Genomic DNA, 16160 nt, shown 5'->3' on the forward strand with positions numbered 1-16160 from the left:
AGTATGCGCAAGCTTATGTTCAATCATCAATACATTGCGGTAGCCGGCAACATCGCGTCTGGAAAAACCAGTTTAGTAACTAGACTTGCCAAGGAAAACGGCCTTCAGCCGTATTACGAGGCCAATGACCTCAATCCATATCTAACAGATTTTTATGAGAATATGAATCAATGGTCCTTTCATTCTCAAACATTTTTTTTGATCCAAAAATTTAAGATCCATCAGCAACTCGAGAATACTAAAAATATCGCTTTGTTAGACAGAACTCTTTATGAAGATGCTGAGATCTTTGCGAAGAGACTTTATGTGACAGGTAAGATGTCTGCTCGTGACTATGCGTTGTATCGCGATTTCTACTTAACATTGCGCAAGACTTTGAAGCCGCCCAAGTTAATGATCTACTTGAGATGTCCTATTGAAGAGCTGGAAAGGCGGATTGTTTTGAGAGGTAGACCTTCAGAGCAAAGCATTCCGAGAGAGTATTTGCAGGGTTTGCAGGATCTTTATGAAGAATGGATCTTGGATTATCAAGAAAGCGAGTTGATTGTTTTGGATAGCACTAAACCGGCTGAGTCGGAAGCTGCGTTATGCTTGGGGCTAATAAGCTAGGCCTCAAGATCTCCAACAACCCTTTCGGGTTATCAATATGCACCCAATGCCCTGCATTTTGAAGCAGGTGCACCTTCTCCGAAAGCGGCATCAACATATGCGAATTCCGCTCCGCCTTCACAAAATCAGTATTTTCTCTCGGGCTAAACTCCGTCTTCGCAAAAGATATCAACAACTCTTTAATTATCTTCAAATCGAACTTCCACATCAACCCATCAGGTGTATCGCGCACATTGGTGGTCATCCACAGGGCGATATGCCGCGGCAATCCAAGCTCCAGCATCGTACTTTGCAGAGCGATGCGGGTCGGTTGCGGCATCGGAATCCTTGTGAGTTTTTTAACAATCTCGTCCGTATGACTCGGCCTTTTAAGCCCCGGCTCCACATCCAAAATCCAAACTTGCCTCACCGGCATCAGCTCGTTTAAGGCCATGGCAACTTTGCCGCCAAACGAATGTCCGATAATCATTTCTATATTAAAATTCTGATCTTTAACTAGCTCCAACACATCCTGAGCGCAGACCGCGACCGTGTTAGGGCCTTCAAAAAACCCTGAATCACCGTGGTGTCTTAAATCTGGCAAAATCAGCTGCCAGTCTGGGAATTTCGATACCAACAGCTTAGCAAAGGTTGCCAAGTTCCGAGAAGACCCCATGATGCCATGAATGAGCAATGCCTGGCGAGAACCGGTGCCAAAAACCTGAAACGAAAGCACTTTATCTAGACTCCGGCCCCACCAGCCAGGTGGCTTCTGCTTTTGCAACGATCTCTTTTTTCACATCTCTGATTTCAGCCAACACTTTATATTCAGCTTTCTCATTGGTGGCAGGCACGGCGCAAGTACATTCCGCGGTCAACGTGCCACGGCCCTTTTTGAGATAGTCCATCGATAGGTTTTTTAAGATGCCGCGGGCGTTATCGGGCAAGCTGTAGTTGATGGCAAGCCCAGTGGCCAGCTCGCCCAAATTCATCATGCTGACCGCATGGATCGATTTCAAATGGTTCCGCAGCCGCTTTTTGTCCTTCATGCTGATGCGCGCATAACCTGGGCGTAATTCTTCCACCGAAGGCGAAATGCTGCTGCTGTAGGGAGCGGCGAAGCCGACAAACTTGCTAAACATCTGTTTTCCAAGCGGAATTTTTTGAAGACGGTCATAAGTTTGTTTGATGAAATTAGGCATAATCTAATCCTCCCTTGACAATTTGAGTGGAATCTAGTGGAATTGAGTGGGAATAGCAAATATTACTATTTTTAAATTATATGTTTAGAGGACTGAATGAAAATCTATTGGATGATAAAGGCCGTGTGGCCTTTCCGATGGAATTTCGTCAAGTTTTAGGCTCAGATCACTTCGTGCTCACGCTCTCTTTGTATGAGCCCTGTTTGGTGGCCATGCGGCAAGTTGATTTCGAAGCGCAAGCAGAAAAAGTGCGCCAATTGCCCGCCAGTAACCCAGCCGTCATGGAATTTAAGAGAGTTGTTATTGCCTCAAGTTTCGTCGCAACGATTGATAAAGCTGGCCGGGTCGCTATTCCCAAAGAATTGCGTGATTATGCAGGCCTGGAGCGCGAAATCCTGTGGGCTGGCATCATCGATCAGATCGAAGTCTGGTCCAGAAAACGCTGGAACGAGCGAAATAGAAAACGCCTAGCCAATAAGACGGAGCTGGAAGCGTTGCGAAAAACCTTAGAAGGATTTGGATTATAACAATGTTTAGCCACATACCAGTCATGCCCACGGAAGTCTTGGAGGCGCTCGCGCTGGCCCCAGGCATGATTGTGGCTGACGTAACCGCTGGTGGTGGCGGACATCTTAGACTGTTGGCTGAGGCCGTTGGTCCAAATGGCCAAGTGATCGCCCTAGATAAAGATCCAAGAGCCCACGAGCTCGATGCCGCAGGCGGCGTCGCCAAGGAATTTCCACAAGTAAAGCTCGTTAGGGCCACGTTTTCAGAACTTCCTCAGGTGTTGAGCGATTTGGGGCTGACCCACCTAGACGGTCTTTTGGCCGACATCGGCGTATCGTCTCCACAGCTTGACACACCTGAACGCGGCCTGTCGTTTAAAAACGATGGTCCCTTAGATATGCGCATGAATCCGGATGCTGATTTAAGCGCTCTGGAGCTCATCCAAAGCTCCTCAGAGACAACTTTAGCCAACTTAATTTATGAATTCGGTGAAGAACGCCAGTCCAGACCAATCGCAAGGGCCATCAAGGCCGAGAAAAATCTGGCCGATTCAACCACAGCCTTAGCGGCCATCATTGCCCGGGCTTACCGCGGCCCCCGGGGTAAAATCCACCCTGCCACACGAACTTTTCAGGCTTTGCGTATTGCCGTAAATCATGAATTGGACGAGCTCAAAGCGCTCTTAAGCAACCTCACCAGCGTTATCAAACCAGACGGTAAAGCGGCCATCATCTCGTTTCACAGTCTTGAAGATCGCTTGGTGAAAAACTTTTTTAAAGAAAATCGCGAATCTTGGCTGGCTCTGACCAAGAAGCCGGTTATACCAAGCGATGCTGAAATGTCCCAAAATCCCAGAGCTCGAAGCGCCAAATTGCGCACAGCACAGAGGGTCAATCAATGAATCATGTATTATTTGCTGACGCCGTCAGCGAAATTAAAAGCCAACTGAGTTTGAGCATTATTCGCTCCTCCAAGCTAACTTACTCCAAAAGACGCCTCAGACGTATCTTGCTGCCCTTAATGGCCGTCGGATTGCTAGGCTTTTCACTCCTCACTTTGACTTTCGTCCACGTAGGCACCTGGATCAGCGGCTATGCCGTTGCGAGCTTGGAAAACAAGCAAGACGGCTTGCTCAGGGAGCTACAAGCTCTTAAATTAGAAGAAGCTGTGTTAAAAAGACCTGAACGTATTCGAAAATTTGCTGTGGAGAAACTCGATCTGATCCCCGCTTCCAAAGCGCCCCTGCTTAGACCATGACCCTCAAAGTCCGATTAAGTCTCGTGTTGATGATGCTGGCCATGGGCCTGGTCATTGCCATGGGCAAATCAGCGTTTTTGCAACTTGTCAGAGGCCCAGCGCTCACCGAATTATCCGAAAGACAGCACACACGCTCCAAAAAATACTCCAGCTTTAGAGGCAATATCTTAGACAGAGACGGGCGTCTCTTAGCCACCAGCGTAGCGGTAGATTCAATCTATGCCGAACCGCGCAAAATGAATCACCCACATCAGGTGACCAAGTTGCTTAAGCAGCAAATCTCATTAGATCCAGAACAAATCGAAAAGATTCCATCTGATCGCTCTTTCGTGTGGCTACAAAGACGCATTGATCCAAACGTGGCAGCCCGCATTAAAGCCTTGGGGCTAGAAGGCATCGGACTTTCCGAAGAAGAGCAACGCTTTTACCCAAACCACGGCCTACTCGGACAAACCCTAGGCTTTATCACTTTGGACGGCCAAACCTTAGGCGGCATCGAGCAAGTTTTCGAAAGATTTTTAAAGCCCAAAAGCTGGGATACTCTGTCTTTCCAAGATGCCAGAGGCACCAACGTTCGAGATTTTGTGGCGCCTTCTCAAGAAGCTCTACTAGGTGACAACATTCTGCTCACCATAGACCGTAACATCCAGTCGGTGGCTGAAGAAGTTTTGCAGCGCACCGTTAAAGCTCACAACGCTAAAGCCGGGTGGGCCATCGTCATGAAGCCTAAAACTGGCGAAATCCTAGCTTTAGCCAATGTACCGCTCATGAACCCCAACCGCCCGAGTAAAAGAGATATTGCTGCCCGCCGAAATAACGCCATCGCGCGATCAGGCGAGCCCGGTTCAACCTTCAAAATGGTAACTTTTGCGGCCGGCTTTGATTTGGGGCTCATTAAACCAGACGAAAAAATCTACTGCGAAAAAGGCAAATGGGATCTGGGCTACATGACCATTCGAGACGTCTCGGCCAAAGAATGGCTAACGCCGACTGAAATCTTCAAATACTCCAGCAACATTGGCACGTTTAAAATAGCCGAGCGCATTGGACCCAAAAGACTTCATGAAGCCGTCAAACGCTTCGGCTATGGCGAACTGCCGGGTCTTAACTTGCTAGAAGAGGCGAGAGGATCTGTTTCAAAATACGAAAACTGGCACAAAACGCGCTTTGCCAACGTCAGCTTCGGTTACGGTATTATGGCCAGCCCCCTGCAAATGGCCGTCATGGTGAGCAGCATTGCCAACGGTGGTGTCAAAGTCGCGCCAAGTATTTTAAAAGGCATTCAAAAAGGTGACGGCTCGCTGGAAAACCCCCTGCCTAAAGCTGCGCCTGTACGGGTGATCAGCGAGCAAGCTGCCAAAGCGATGACGGAAATGATGATCGCAGACACGGTGGATGGCACCGGTAAGCGGGCAGCCATTCCAGGCATTTTAGTTGCTGGTAAAACTGGCACAGCCGAAAAAGTCGGGGTGAATGGCCGTTACGACAAAACCATGAACATCAGCTCCTTCGCAGGCTTTGCGCCGGCTGACAATCCAGAGATTGTCTGTTTGGTCAGCATCGATGAACCAAAAGGCATCGCTTACGGCGGCTACGTTGCCGCCCCGGCTTGGCGTGAGATTGTGGAAGCGGCATTGCTTCAAACCCGCGGAGCGCTATAGATTCCCCTGATGGCTTCTCTAACACCCCTTAATCAATTGGCTCAAAATGCCCCTAAGCTGCCTGTGACATTGGACTCGCGTAAAGCCGGGCCTGGTATTATATTTGTGGCAGCCAAAGGCGCGACGCCCGCATCCAGGGACGGCCACGATTTTATTGAGCAAGCTATTCAGCAAGGCTGTTCGGGGCTAATTCTCGAAAATTTCTTGGGCGCTCTACCCGCAAATATCCCCGTCTGGCAAAGCGATAACGCAAGAATTTGGGCGGCTAAGCTTTCGGAGCAAGCCGCCGGTTTTCCCTCTAAAAGCTTAAACTTGTGCGGCGTTACCGGCACCAACGGAAAAACCACGGTGACTTTTTTGGTAGCCAGCATCGCGAAAAGCTTTGGGCGCCAGGCAGCAGTCATCGGCACCATTGGCGCTGGGCCCCCGGATGCGCTGAAAGCGTTTGGATTTACTACGCCTGAAGCTGAGAACTTAAGCCCTCTATTGGCGCAAATGCGCGATCAGGGCGTGAATCAAGTAGCCATGGAAGTGTCTTCGCATGCTTTGGCAACATATCGAGTCGATGGACTTAGATTTAAGGCCGCAGGTTTTACTAATTTGAGCCAAGACCATCTAGATTTCCATGGAGATATGGAAAGCTACGGCAAAGCAAAAATGCGGCTATTCGAAGAATTGCTAGACGAAGATGGGACAGCGGTATTGCCTGTGGGGAAAATCCCCCCCTTTGCAAAAGGGGGGCCAGGAGGGATTTTACGTTGGGGTTACTCACCCGAAGCCGACATCAGCGCCTCTGAAATCAACCACACCCCCACCGGCATCCATTTTAATCTGCGCATCAAGACGGATCAAGCCAAAGTCCAAAGCCAGCTCTTTGGCGGCTTCAATCTTGACAACATGCTCTGCGCCGCGGGCATTGCTTACGCGACCGGCATCCCTTTGAGTGCCATCGCGGCCGGCTTATCCAGTGCCACGGTGCCTAAAGGCCGCCTTGAGCGCGTGTGTCCTCAAAAGCCCGCCGTATTCGTAGACTTCGCTCACACACCAGATGCTCTAGACAACGTTCTTAAAACGCTTCGAGAAATCTGCACGGGCAAACTCATCGTCGTTTTCGGCTGCGGCGGTGATCGGGATCGCACCAAGAGACCTATCATGGCTAAAGCCGCGCTCGATAACGCAGACATCGTGATCGCCACTCAAGATAACCCCCGGCACGAAGATCCCGCCCAGATTATCGCCGACATGGCCCTCCCCACCGGAACCTCCATCATCCATGACCGCCGTTTAGCCATTAAATCTGCCATCGAAATGGCAGATTCAGAAGATATGGTCTTGATTGCTGGCAAAGGTCATGAAACAACTCAACAAATTAAGGACGATTATCAATCTTTTGATGACGCACAAATAGCTTATGAAATCTTATTGCTTCGACACTAGAATCTTAGTACCCGGCGACATCTTCGTTGCCATTCATAGCGAGAAACGCGACGGCCATGATTTCGTGGCCGAAGCTTACCAAAAAGGCGCTTCAGCAGCAATTGTGCATGAAGGCTACCCGGGCTCAGAACCTGATCTGATTCGAGTGCCTGACCCTTTAAGAGCATTTCAGAATCTCGCGCATGAGCACTTGCTGAGCATGCCCGCCAGACGCGTCGCGCTCACCGGCTCGAGTGGGAAGACCAGCACCAAGAACTTGATTGTCGCGGCCATCAAGGCCTGCCTGGGCGAATCCGCAACTTTTGCAACCCATGGCAATTTCAATAACCATCTGGGGGTGCCTCTCATGGCATTTCAAGTGACGCCAAAGCACCAAGTAGCTGTTTTTGAGATGGGCATGAGCCATTTTGGGGAAATTGCCAGACTCGCAGAAATCGTCGAGCCGCAGGTGGGACTGATCACAAATATCGGCTCAGCACACGGCGGCGTATTAGGCGGGCCGGATGGAGTTGCTAAAGCCAAAGCAGAGCTTTTTGAGGCCCTAGGGCCTGAGCATATTGGCGTGGTCAATGCCGATGATCCCAGGTGCATGCGCGAAGCTAATATCAAGCTCCATGCAAGGCCCATCTATTTTGGGCAAGCCAGCTGGGCAGATGTACGGATACTGGATTTCGACAGGCCTACCTTCTGCTATAAAGATCACTTGGTTTCCGTTGATCTGCCACTTTTAGGTCATCATAATGTACACAATGCTGCTGCCGCCTTGGCGGTTGTGGTTGCCTTAAATCTAGATTTTGAGACGGCTGCCGCCGGCCTCGAGCAGGTTGAGATGGCGCCCGGCCGACTGAATAAAAAAGTTTTGGAAAATGGCGCTATTATACTGGACGACACCTACAATGCCAATCCTGAATCCATGGAAGCAGGCCTAAGCGTCCTCGCCTCCTTCCAAAACAAACGCCGCATCGCAGTTTTGGGCGATATGGCTGGCCTTGGTGAATCCACAGAAAGCAGACATCACGCGGTTGGTGCAGCCTGTGCGCAAAAGGGCGTAGATTTACTCTTTGCCTGCGGTCCTAACGCCAAGCATTATGCTGAAGGTGCCTTCGAAGCCGGCTTACCTATCGAAAACTTTACCTGGGCGGAAGACAGCCAAAAATTAGGCACACTGGTCCGCCAAGTATTGGATACCAATGACGTTATTTGGGTCAAAGGCTCCAGAATCATGGCCATGGAACAGGCAGTTGAAAATATACAAAAATAGAATATAACTATTCAATGAAATTATTCATATTACTGTTCCTAATATTTTCGATTTCGGCGCCCAAAAAGTCACACGCATTCTTCACCATTGAAGATTGGTCGCTCCCTATGCAAATTCTGGTCTTTGAGACAGCGGTCGTAGCGCATATCGGGCTCTATTACCTAAAAACCAAGTCGATTTTTTCAAAAAGGGACGCTGGAATCGATTTCCTTCGCGATCACGTTGGCGCATTTTTCATCAAAGCTTTGGGCTCTACCATTTCTAAATCGACTGGACCAAAGACTGATAAAGTGGACAACTTGAAAAAAAGCGACGAAAGCTATAAGAAGAACGCCGATTTAACCGCTTCATTGGCGGCGAGAGATAAAGAAGTAGAGCAAATATCAAAAGACCTCGAGATTGCTCAACGAAGAAATAACGACTTCCGACGCAAGCTGTTTCTGCAGACTTTAGATTCAGGCTTTAAAACCATAAAATCCCGACTAGGTGACTCTAATGGATGGTTTGCTCCGCAAGACTCTACCGACGCGGCTCATAAGCTAATTCAAGTGATCGGCGAGTTGCGTAAGCTTTACCCTGGCGACACTGAATTGCAGCTAAAACCCACTGACAGGTGCGATCTGGCTCCTGATTCGAACTTCTATCAGTCAGATGAAGTCGTTCGGCTAGCGAAAGATGCAAATTTGGCGAATTATATCGACGATGCTTTTAAAAAAGAGTTAAGGCGAGTGATTGTCGAAAGCGATGAATACAAGGCATTTCGAAATTATTACGAGCATTTCTTACGCTTGCTCGACATCGATCTTTCATAGTTCGGAAATAGCCATTTGAAATATCCGCAAAAGGGTTTACGAATTTATTCGTGAGACAATCATCCTCGTTGATCTGTTTGGCCTCGATTATTTTATCCGCACCTTCATCGGCGATGTACTCAAGCAAACGTACAGGCAGGGTGGGAACCTCGCCTCCCTTGCGGTCCGCGGCATCACCCCCGCCCCAAATGAGTGCCAGTTTGGATTACGTGCCTCGTCTTACAATGTCCACTGAAACACAAGCTGCTCCAGGGACGCGAGTCGTCTATATACAAACAGATGATCTTATACCCCTAGTCCGGGACGCGAAACCTTTCGTCTACCGCAGAGCTAGTATTTTTACTGCGGTGGCGATCGGTGTTGTGGCTATCCCCTGTCTCTACATGAAAGTTAGAGAGTGGCTGGGTAATAAGGATGTATATCTTGATCTCGGCTCTGCCCTAACCTTTCGGGCAACATTGATGCACGTTTCTAAGCGGGTTGCATCTCAAATCCCGCAAGTTTCAATCTTATTAAGAGTAGTCGGAGACGCTAGCGGCCTGTTCTTTATCGGTTGGCGAGCCGAGCGAGTCATTCAAGATTTGGGCAAGACCTTTCCCGGATGGGTAGAGCCTAAAGGCTCCCGTTGTGATTCGGAGCTTAACCAGTGCCGTGAGCAAATGAGATCAAATAACCAAACAATTGCAACAGATGGTGATGTGCAAGCCGCCCGAATAAACTATTTTAAACAAGAGTTCCTAGTTGAAGCTATTGAAAAAGCAATTCAGCAAATAGAAACTATTTTAAGGCAGTGCTCTAGTGTCCTTTGGGCATCATGTGAACATCATCAGATTTCAAATGTCTTGATTCACCTCACCAAAAAGATGCTCAAAGCCTATCCAGGTATGGTTGACGATTCGACCAACACTTTTGTAGTACAACCAGACATAACACCTCTGCCAACCCGAGAACACAATGTCTATGATGAAGAACTCATCGCAAAATTGGCTTATGATGCCCACCTATCTGAGCGAATTCCTAAAGAAGCAATTGCCATACTACGAGCGGACATCAGCAAATTATGCAAAGGAAAAGAGGGGAAGGAAGCAGACTATATCCTACACTTTCTAAAAGTGCTGGGCATCACGATTTACCCGGACTATTGCCCATTAGAGCTAAACTAGATTTTGCCCCAAACGAACCGTGCCAGATAATGGATCTTTAAGTGCCTTTTTGGTGACCAAAACGACCGTTGAGCCAAACTCGAAGTGTCCAAGCTCATCACCCTTTTTCAAAGCCGGCGCATTCGCGCCATACTCACGCGTGACCACGCCTAGCTTTCTAACATTGGTGGTCAAAGTAGCGTCAAACTTAAGCTTCACTTTACCCACCATGGTCGCGCCAACGGCAACCAAAATGGTGTCTGAATCCAGCCAGCAAACAATGCGCTCGTTCACACAAAACAGCTTGTTAATATTCTTAACCGCCCAAGGATTCACCGGCCATAAATGCCCCGGAATGTAGCGTGCTTTCACCACTTTGGCATCACAAGGCGCGTGAAAGCGATGATAATCCCTAGGTGACAGATAAATGGTCGCATAATGGGCATTGTCAAACTCAGGTACGTGCTCGCCCAGCAGTTCAGCCAAAGTGTAAGACTTGCCCTTAATTTGTAAAAGTACGCCATGGTCAATTTGACCGCACTGTCCAAAAGCGCCATCGCAAGGCGAAACCAGCTCGCCTTCTTCAATGACTCTAAGCCCTGGCTTAAGCTCCCGAATGAAGAAATCTTGCAGGCGTCTAAAGCTATGTAACGGCTCGTTGATCTCAGTAAAATCAACACCGAAAAAACGGCCAAATGCGCCCAATAACCGAACTCTCAAAAAAGTTGGCAAAGGCAAACTGGATAAACGCCCCATCCAACGAGACATTTGATTTTTGGGCAACAAATAAAGATATTTCATTTATCAGTTCACTTGCCGCAAAAACACCACAGTTTCAATGGCCGGCGTAGCGCCAAATAGATCGACAGGCAAAATGCGTTCGACTTCATAACCAGCTTTAAGCAGAACTTTCAAATCTTTAACCATCGAGCTCGGATCACACGATACTAGGACCACACGCAAAGCGCCCATCCCAGCATAAACCTCCGCATCCCCCATCAAGCCTTTCTTAGGCGGATCAAGCACCAACCCAAGCACCGGCTCTCCTCCCTCTCCAGTTCCTGGAGAGGGCCGGGGTGAGGTCCCCACCCCCAAAGCCTCCAACGAGCTCAAACAAACCGCATTAGATTCAATCGCCGTAATCTTGCATTCACCCTTTTTCAAAAGTGCCTTCGCAAATCCCCCGACTCCAGCATAAGCATCAACATAATGCCCCGACCCTTGCCAGAGATAATCGGCAACCAACTCATATAACCGCTGCGCCTGCACTGGATCCGCCTGACAAAAAGCATCCGGATCGACCATCTGGCCATCTTCTAAACTCTGAATCATCTCAGGACCAACGCTTTGCCCAGGCGTGCCACCTAAAATGCTATTGGTTTCATCAGGCTGAACCCGCTCTTTTAACGAAAGCAGTGGCGAGTTTTCAAAAATAAAATCAGGCAATGGCTTTGTGGTGACCAAAATACCAGCAACGCCGTCTAAGCCTGCCCTTAAAATGACCGCCCTAATCGTATCAACACCCGATTGATTTAACACCGGAATCAGCCGTGCAATGGCATCATTAATCGCGGGATTCACGTGCGGGCACTGGCTCGCATCTTCGAAAGTATGTGAGTACGGCACGTAAACCCCCAAACGCAAAAAGCCGGAGAATCCACTCACCATCAACTTAACCTTCTGCCGATATCCCATGCGGTCAGGATGCGGCAAAACGGGGTCTACTTCAAAACTAAGACCTTCTTTATCAAGCGCCGCCACAATGCGATCTCGCTTCACCGTATTTTCTAGCTCGGGTGTCGCATCATGCAATGGACAAGCCGCGCAAGGCCCTCGTCCCGGACAAGTTCGATGGACGTGATGAGGGCCTTTCTTGACATAGCGCCTGGTTTTACCAACCATCAAATTATGTGCTTTAAAATTGCGCTCAAGCCTGAACTCAACAATATCCCCAGGAAAAGCGCCCCGAACGGCATAATCACGTCCTTCAAAAAAAACACGCCCCCGCCCCTCATCATCCATCGTCTCAATCGTAATCACTGCCATTTTAAGCCTTTTTTTATACCCTCTCCATTCGATCGGAGAGGGGGATTTTGACTATGTCAAATGCATGCTTAAAGTCAAAGGGGCGCCGGGGAGGTTCCCCCGTGCCTGTTGGCACACTAAGGGTAGACAGCCCGAGCTTGCAGGGCGCTATGCGCCATGCGTTTTGCTCGGGCGGGGCGTTGCACAACGTTTCAAACGGGTAATACGTGTGCGCGTGTGTATATTAACCGTCCCTGGACCCCGGCTCAAGGCCGGGGTGACAGTTATACTATCAAATAAATCATCCCCAAACTCACCACCGCTACCAACACTGATCCAAACGCGCCCACAGCCAGCGGCTTAAATCCCACCTTCTGAAACGCCTTCAAATCCGTATTCAGCCCTACGCCAGCCATACCAACCAGGATTAAAAACTTGCCCAGCTCATTGCAAAAAGCCACTTGCCCGCTGCTGAAAAAACCGAGGCTGCCGCACCAAGCCAGAGCAAAAAAGCCAAACAAAAACCAGGGGAACGCCCGCAGCGCCCCTGCTTTGCTGCCCGAATAGGCAACCGCCACCACCAAAGCCATCGGGGCAATAAAACAATTTCGAATCAACTTCACAGCAGTTGCGGTCTGTCCTGCCAAGTCCGAAAACATAAAGCCCGCCCCAACCACCTGTGGGGTTGAGTGAATGGCCGTTCCGGCGAAAATGCCAAAGGCCAAATCGCTTGCCCCCAACCAATGACCTAAGGGTGGGTAAATTAAAAGCGCAATCAATCCGCAGAGCGCTACCGTTCCAACAGCATAGGCAGTCTGCTCTTTCGGCGCCTTCATCAAAGGCGCCACAATCGCAATGGCCGTGGTGCCACAAATAGTTGTGCCAATGGCTAGCAGCATCGACAGCATGCTAGGCAGCGCCAACAACTTACCCAGACCATAAATCAGCGTAAAACCAACCAGCATGGTCACCAAAATCACAGCCAAAAGCCCCGAGCCTTGCGCAAATACCGTCTTAAAATTGAGCCCGGCGCCCATCAATACAATGCCTAAGGCTAGAAACTTTTCGGACCACTTAACGCCAGGCTCGCAATGCGCGGGCACCCAGCGAAAATGTCTAAAAGAAATTCCAATAACAATCGCCAGCGCGGATGCCTCAACCGGATGCTTACCGCCAAGCACAAATAAGCCAGATAAGAGCGCAGAGATACCCGCAATAAGCCATAACAACAGCCAACCAGCAAAAAGATTCAACTTAAAGCCTCTCGATAGTAGTTCATGCGAAGTGGCGGTGAATAAAGATGAAGCGTTACCAAGGGCTGAACAGTTTCAGCGTTAGCAATGCGGTGAATATCGCCACCTGCAGCCACGCACAACTCGCCGCTTTGATAAGTATTAACGCCGATTTCCCGAACGGTATCAGCCGTTATAGGCTCATAAACGTGCTCAGTGGCAACACCCGTCATAATGCGAAACGCGCAGTTGGATCCTTGGTGGTCATGTATGGGCGATGACTGTCCAGCCTGCCAACAAATTAACCACAAGTCATACCACTCTGAACCAGCTAATTTTTGGCGTTTGTAATTAACCTCACTGAATTCACACTGAGGCGTTAGTTTTGAGAAAGTTGGAGAGCCCGCAAGTAGGGCCCTTTCTAATCGCTCGAGTTCTGCCGTTTTTGTCAGCGTATTTAAACCCGAGATTAATGAATCTAGGCAAGAAAGCATCCTGAAGTCACCCCAGGATACTCTCTAACAGTATTACCGGCGTTGGAAAGACCGGCCACGACGTTTGTCGTCGAAACGGCCATAGCCGCCGCCACGGTTACGTTTTTGGTCTGGCCTTGGCGCCCTTTCCATTTGGCTCAAACGTTCTGGATCAACACCAATCTTATCTGGCCCTGCCACTTCAAGGCTGCTCAAATACATGGAAAGCAACTTGAGGGTGATTTCAGACTTGTTGGCTGAGTCTTCAATGGTTTGCAAGAACGCTTGCGCGTCTGGATTAACCACTTGAGCACCAAGCTTTTTAGTCAAATCACTCAGCTTATTCTTCTTCACATCTTGAAGGCTCGGAATACGTTTTTGGCCAATCGGGCTACCTGCACCAGCTTGAATCTGCTTCAGCTTATGCATTTCGCGCGGGGTTACCAAAGTCAAAGCGATACCTTTATTGCCTGCACGACCGGTACGACCGATTCTATGCACATAGCTTTCAGTTGCCATTGGCAAATGATAGTTAAACACGTGGCTTACATCGGTCACATTCAAACCGCGGGCCGCAACGTCGGTTGCTACAAGAACGCTGATTTTGCCTTCTTTCAGAGCTGCCAAAACGCGTTCACGTTGGCGTTGCTCTAAATCGCCATGCAATGCAGCGGATGAGTAACCGGCACCTTGCAGTGACTGGTTTAACTGATCGCAATCTGCACGCGTACGGCAAAATACGATGGATTTAGGCGGTTGATAAGCATCAAGCAAACGAATCAAAGCGTTTTTACGCTCGCCTTCTTCTACAATATAAGCTTCTTGCTGAATGTCTTGGTTGGTGATTTCTTTGCCGGAGTTGGTGGTGATCATCAAAGGATCTTTCAAGATCTTTTGTGCCAACTTTTGAATCGCAGGCGGCATGGTAGCTGAGAACAAAAGTGTTTGACGCTCTGCAGGTAAGTATTCAAAAATCGACTGGATATCATCCAAAAAGCCCATATCGAGCATTTCATCTGCTTCGTCCAAAACAACGATTTTTGGGTTCATCTTAGGAATGCGGCGCGAGTTCATCAAATCCAACAAACGACCTGGGGTTGCGACCACAACATGGCCACCTTGCTTAATGGCATCAATTTGACGGGCATAAGAGCTACCGCCAGAAATCGAAACACATTTAATACCGAAAGGCCGGCCGAAGCGCTGAATTTCCTCGCAAACTTGGGTAGCCAACTCTCTCGTTGGCGCAATGACCAACATTTGCACCTGAGGCAAGTTGGCTTGGATTTTCTCAATGGAAGGCCATGCAAAAGCGGCGGTTTTACCTGTACCAGTCTTGGCTTGGCCAATCAAATCGCGTCCTTCCATGATGTGTGGAATGACCTTTTCTTGAATTAAGCTGGGTTTTTCAAAGCCGACGTCTTTGATGACTTTTAAAAGCGTATCGGAGAAATTAAACTGTGCAAACATATGTGTCTCTCTTTTATATGAATAATCTAGAGCCACATGAAAACCAGTTCCAGAATCGGATGTTTAGTTGCCCCAGTCAAATCAGCCTAGCAGGATTTTCAATAAGCGCTAGGGGGTACTTGTCCGCCCATTTTTTTATATTAAATTCATCAACAAATCCAAAATGAACACCTGCCCAATATCAGACTTCATGCCACTTAGCCCTACCACCGCAGCCAAAGCCGAAACCCAATGGCCCACCCTCTCTTATGACCGCTTTCAAACCCAAGTGGAACGCGCCTGCAAAGACCCGGATTACTACCTAGATCAGCGCCAACTAGGAACTTGCGGGCCAATCGCAGTGCTTCATGCTCTAGCCAGCAAAGCAAAAGGTGATTTCGTTAAACTCACAGACGAAGTTTACAAAAACCCAAGCCGCATCCCCGAAGATCTCCGAACCAGCCCCGATTTAAACCGCCGCTCTGATTTTTTAGCGGCCATCTTAGCAACGCATCTTTTGAACGAAGAAAACCATCTGCTTAAATTCCATGCCACAGAAGGCAAACGCGATTTGGTCGCGGGAAGCTCAAGCCCTGGCAATATCAAGCATTGGATTAAAGAGTTCTTCCCCGAAAAAACCATCAAAACCTACAGCTCCTACTTTTGGGGCACTATGGACAACGCCAAAGAAATCAATGCGCTCTGGAGCCACGACAAGCCCGACCCCATCATCTTCGCCGTAGTAAATGCCGCCTGTCTTCAGCCCACGTCCCACCTATTCACCCATAAACTCCCAGGCGTCCTAGCGATGGCAGCCGCGCGCGGCCATTTCATCCAAATCACCTCACCGTTCCACACCGAAAACGACGAAAATATCCAATTCGAAGCCTTCACCTGGGGCGACACCCATCACTACAGCTTCACCGAAAAAGAATTCAGCCGAATGATCCTAGAATTCATCGTAGCGATTTAACCGTCATCCCGGGCACCGACCCGGGATCCGGATCCATGCTCCGTTACTTTACAATAAAAATGCAAAGCATCTACCTAGCGGCAAATTAAAGGTTTAAGAGATTCCATACATCTTCGTAAGTAGTGGAGAAGCGCGCTCTCC

General features: G+C 48.9%; 17 protein-coding genes. 10 read left to right on the top strand and 7 right to left on the bottom strand.

The features are described 5' to 3' along the window. The first annotated feature begins 3 nt into the window (after positions 1-3). Positions 4-609: a deoxynucleoside kinase gene (locus V4534_04820; protein MES2504185.1), complete on the top strand. Its 606-nt coding sequence runs from the start codon at positions 4-6 to the stop codon at positions 607-609. On the opposite strand, the gene V4534_04825 is transcribed toward V4534_04820, so the two are convergent. Continuing rightward, positions 560-1324, bottom strand: coding sequence for an alpha/beta fold hydrolase (locus V4534_04825; protein ID MES2504186.1), 765 nt, complete (start codon positions 1322-1324; stop codon positions 560-562). The two genes, V4534_04820 and V4534_04825, sit on opposite strands and share 50 nt — an antisense overlap. 1 nt (position 1325) lies before the next feature. Next, positions 1326-1790: a hotdog fold domain-containing protein gene (locus V4534_04830; protein ID MES2504187.1), complete on the bottom strand. Its 465-nt coding sequence runs from the start codon at positions 1788-1790 to the stop codon at positions 1326-1328. Between the two features lie 80 nt (positions 1791-1870). Between V4534_04830 and mraZ the strand changes: the two genes are divergently transcribed. The 8 genes from mraZ to V4534_04870 all read left to right on the top strand — a co-directional run bounded on the left by mraZ (position 1871) and on the right by V4534_04870 (position 9888). Then, on the top strand, positions 1871-2317 hold the full coding sequence (mraZ, locus tag V4534_04835) for a division/cell wall cluster transcriptional repressor MraZ (protein MES2504188.1): 447 nt from the start codon (positions 1871-1873) through the stop codon (positions 2315-2317). A 2-nt stretch (positions 2318-2319) separates the two neighbouring features. Continuing rightward, on the top strand, positions 2320-3198 hold the full coding sequence (rsmH, locus tag V4534_04840; protein MES2504189.1) for a 16S rRNA (cytosine(1402)-N(4))-methyltransferase RsmH: 879 nt from the start codon (positions 2320-2322) through the stop codon (positions 3196-3198). Next, on the top strand, positions 3195-3554 hold the full coding sequence (locus V4534_04845; GenBank protein ID MES2504190.1) for a hypothetical protein: 360 nt from the start codon (positions 3195-3197) through the stop codon (positions 3552-3554). Before rsmH ends, V4534_04845 begins: the two co-directional genes overlap by 4 nt. Beyond that, complete coding sequence (locus tag V4534_04850; GenBank protein MES2504191.1) at positions 3551-5215, top strand: penicillin-binding protein 2; 1665 nt, start codon at positions 3551-3553, stop codon at positions 5213-5215. Before V4534_04845 ends, V4534_04850 begins: the two co-directional genes overlap by 4 nt. A 9-nt stretch (positions 5216-5224) precedes the next feature. Then, positions 5225-6652 (top strand): UDP-N-acetylmuramoyl-L-alanyl-D-glutamate--2,6-diaminopimelate ligase, encoded by a 1428-nt coding sequence (locus V4534_04855; GenBank protein MES2504192.1) that lies wholly within the window; start codon positions 5225-5227, stop codon positions 6650-6652. Beyond that, the gene (murF, locus tag V4534_04860) at positions 6627-7913 is read left to right on the top strand and encodes a UDP-N-acetylmuramoyl-tripeptide--D-alanyl-D-alanine ligase (GenBank protein ID MES2504193.1); all 1287 of its coding nucleotides are present in this window, start codon (positions 6627-6629) and stop codon (positions 7911-7913) included. Before V4534_04855 ends, murF begins: the two co-directional genes overlap by 26 nt. Positions 7914-7927: 14 nt before the next feature. After that, positions 7928-8725, top strand: coding sequence for a hypothetical protein (locus V4534_04865; protein MES2504194.1), 798 nt, complete (start codon positions 7928-7930; stop codon positions 8723-8725). Between the two features lie 383 nt (positions 8726-9108). Next, on the top strand, positions 9109-9888 hold the full coding sequence (locus V4534_04870) for a hypothetical protein (GenBank protein MES2504195.1): 780 nt from the start codon (positions 9109-9111) through the stop codon (positions 9886-9888). On the opposite strand, the gene asd is transcribed toward V4534_04870, so the two are convergent. The 5 genes from asd to V4534_04895 all read right to left on the bottom strand — a co-directional run bounded on the left by asd (position 9880) and on the right by V4534_04895 (position 15067). Next, positions 9880-10668: an archaetidylserine decarboxylase gene (asd, locus tag V4534_04875; protein MES2504196.1), complete on the bottom strand. Its 789-nt coding sequence runs from the start codon at positions 10666-10668 to the stop codon at positions 9880-9882. The two genes, V4534_04870 and asd, sit on opposite strands and share 9 nt — an antisense overlap. A 3-nt stretch (positions 10669-10671) precedes the next feature. Continuing rightward, on the bottom strand, positions 10672-11913 hold the full coding sequence (locus tag V4534_04880) for a hypothetical protein (GenBank protein ID MES2504197.1): 1242 nt from the start codon (positions 11911-11913) through the stop codon (positions 10672-10674). A 263-nt stretch (positions 11914-12176) separates the two neighbouring features. Then, on the bottom strand, positions 12177-13145 hold the full coding sequence (locus V4534_04885; protein MES2504198.1) for a putative sulfate exporter family transporter: 969 nt from the start codon (positions 13143-13145) through the stop codon (positions 12177-12179). Then, a complete protein-coding gene (locus V4534_04890; protein ID MES2504199.1) occupies positions 13142-13618 on the bottom strand; it encodes a cysteine dioxygenase family protein in 477 nt (158 codons plus the stop codon). The genes V4534_04885 and V4534_04890 overlap by 4 nt, the downstream gene beginning before the upstream one ends. Positions 13619-13651: 33 nt before the next feature. After that, positions 13652-15067 (bottom strand): DEAD/DEAH box helicase, encoded by a 1416-nt coding sequence (locus V4534_04895; protein MES2504200.1) that lies wholly within the window; start codon positions 15065-15067, stop codon positions 13652-13654. A 190-nt stretch (positions 15068-15257) separates the two neighbouring features. Here V4534_04895 and V4534_04900 point away from each other — a divergent pair, with 190 nt between their 5' ends. Then, positions 15258-16019: a hypothetical protein gene (locus V4534_04900; protein ID MES2504201.1), complete on the top strand. Its 762-nt coding sequence runs from the start codon at positions 15258-15260 to the stop codon at positions 16017-16019. The last annotated feature ends 141 nt before the right edge of the window (positions 16020-16160 follow it).

This window comes from Myxococcota bacterium (assembly GCA_040387835.1).
GTDB lineage: Bacteria > Myxococcota > UBA727 > UBA727 > JABDBI01 > JAZKCZ01.

What these genes read in the sequence shown, in the direction of transcription:
- V4534_04830 (MES2504187.1), bottom strand. Translation starts at nt 1,790, where the DNA reads ATGCCTAATTTCATCAAACAAACTTATGACCGTCTTCAAAAAATTCCG.
- murF (MES2504193.1), top strand. Translation starts at nt 6,627, where the DNA reads ATGAAATCTTATTGCTTCGACACTAGAATCTTAGTACCCGGCGACATC.
- V4534_04880 (MES2504197.1), bottom strand. Translation starts at nt 11,913, where the DNA reads ATGGCAGTGATTACGATTGAGACGATGGATGATGAGGGGCGGGGGCGT.
- rsmH (MES2504189.1), top strand. Translation starts at nt 2,320, where the DNA reads ATGTTTAGCCACATACCAGTCATGCCCACGGAAGTCTTGGAGGCGCTC.
- V4534_04895 (MES2504200.1), bottom strand. Translation starts at nt 15,067, where the DNA reads ATGTTTGCACAGTTTAATTTCTCCGATACGCTTTTAAAAGTCATCAAA.
- asd (MES2504196.1), bottom strand. Translation starts at nt 10,668, where the DNA reads ATGAAATATCTTTATTTGTTGCCCAAAAATCAAATGTCTCGTTGGATG.
- V4534_04870 (MES2504195.1), top strand. Translation starts at nt 9,109, where the DNA reads ATGAAAGTTAGAGAGTGGCTGGGTAATAAGGATGTATATCTTGATCTC.
- V4534_04855 (MES2504192.1), top strand. Translation starts at nt 5,225, where the DNA reads ATGGCTTCTCTAACACCCCTTAATCAATTGGCTCAAAATGCCCCTAAG.
- V4534_04850 (MES2504191.1), top strand. Translation starts at nt 3,551, where the DNA reads ATGACCCTCAAAGTCCGATTAAGTCTCGTGTTGATGATGCTGGCCATG.
- V4534_04890 (MES2504199.1), bottom strand. Translation starts at nt 13,618, where the DNA reads ATGCTTTCTTGCCTAGATTCATTAATCTCGGGTTTAAATACGCTGACA.
- V4534_04865 (MES2504194.1), top strand. Translation starts at nt 7,928, where the DNA reads ATGAAATTATTCATATTACTGTTCCTAATATTTTCGATTTCGGCGCCC.
- V4534_04820 (MES2504185.1), top strand. Translation starts at nt 4, where the DNA reads ATGCGCAAGCTTATGTTCAATCATCAATACATTGCGGTAGCCGGCAAC.
- mraZ (MES2504188.1), top strand. Translation starts at nt 1,871, where the DNA reads ATGTTTAGAGGACTGAATGAAAATCTATTGGATGATAAAGGCCGTGTG.
- V4534_04845 (MES2504190.1), top strand. Translation starts at nt 3,195, where the DNA reads ATGAATCATGTATTATTTGCTGACGCCGTCAGCGAAATTAAAAGCCAA.
- V4534_04900 (MES2504201.1), top strand. Translation starts at nt 15,258, where the DNA reads ATGCCACTTAGCCCTACCACCGCAGCCAAAGCCGAAACCCAATGGCCC.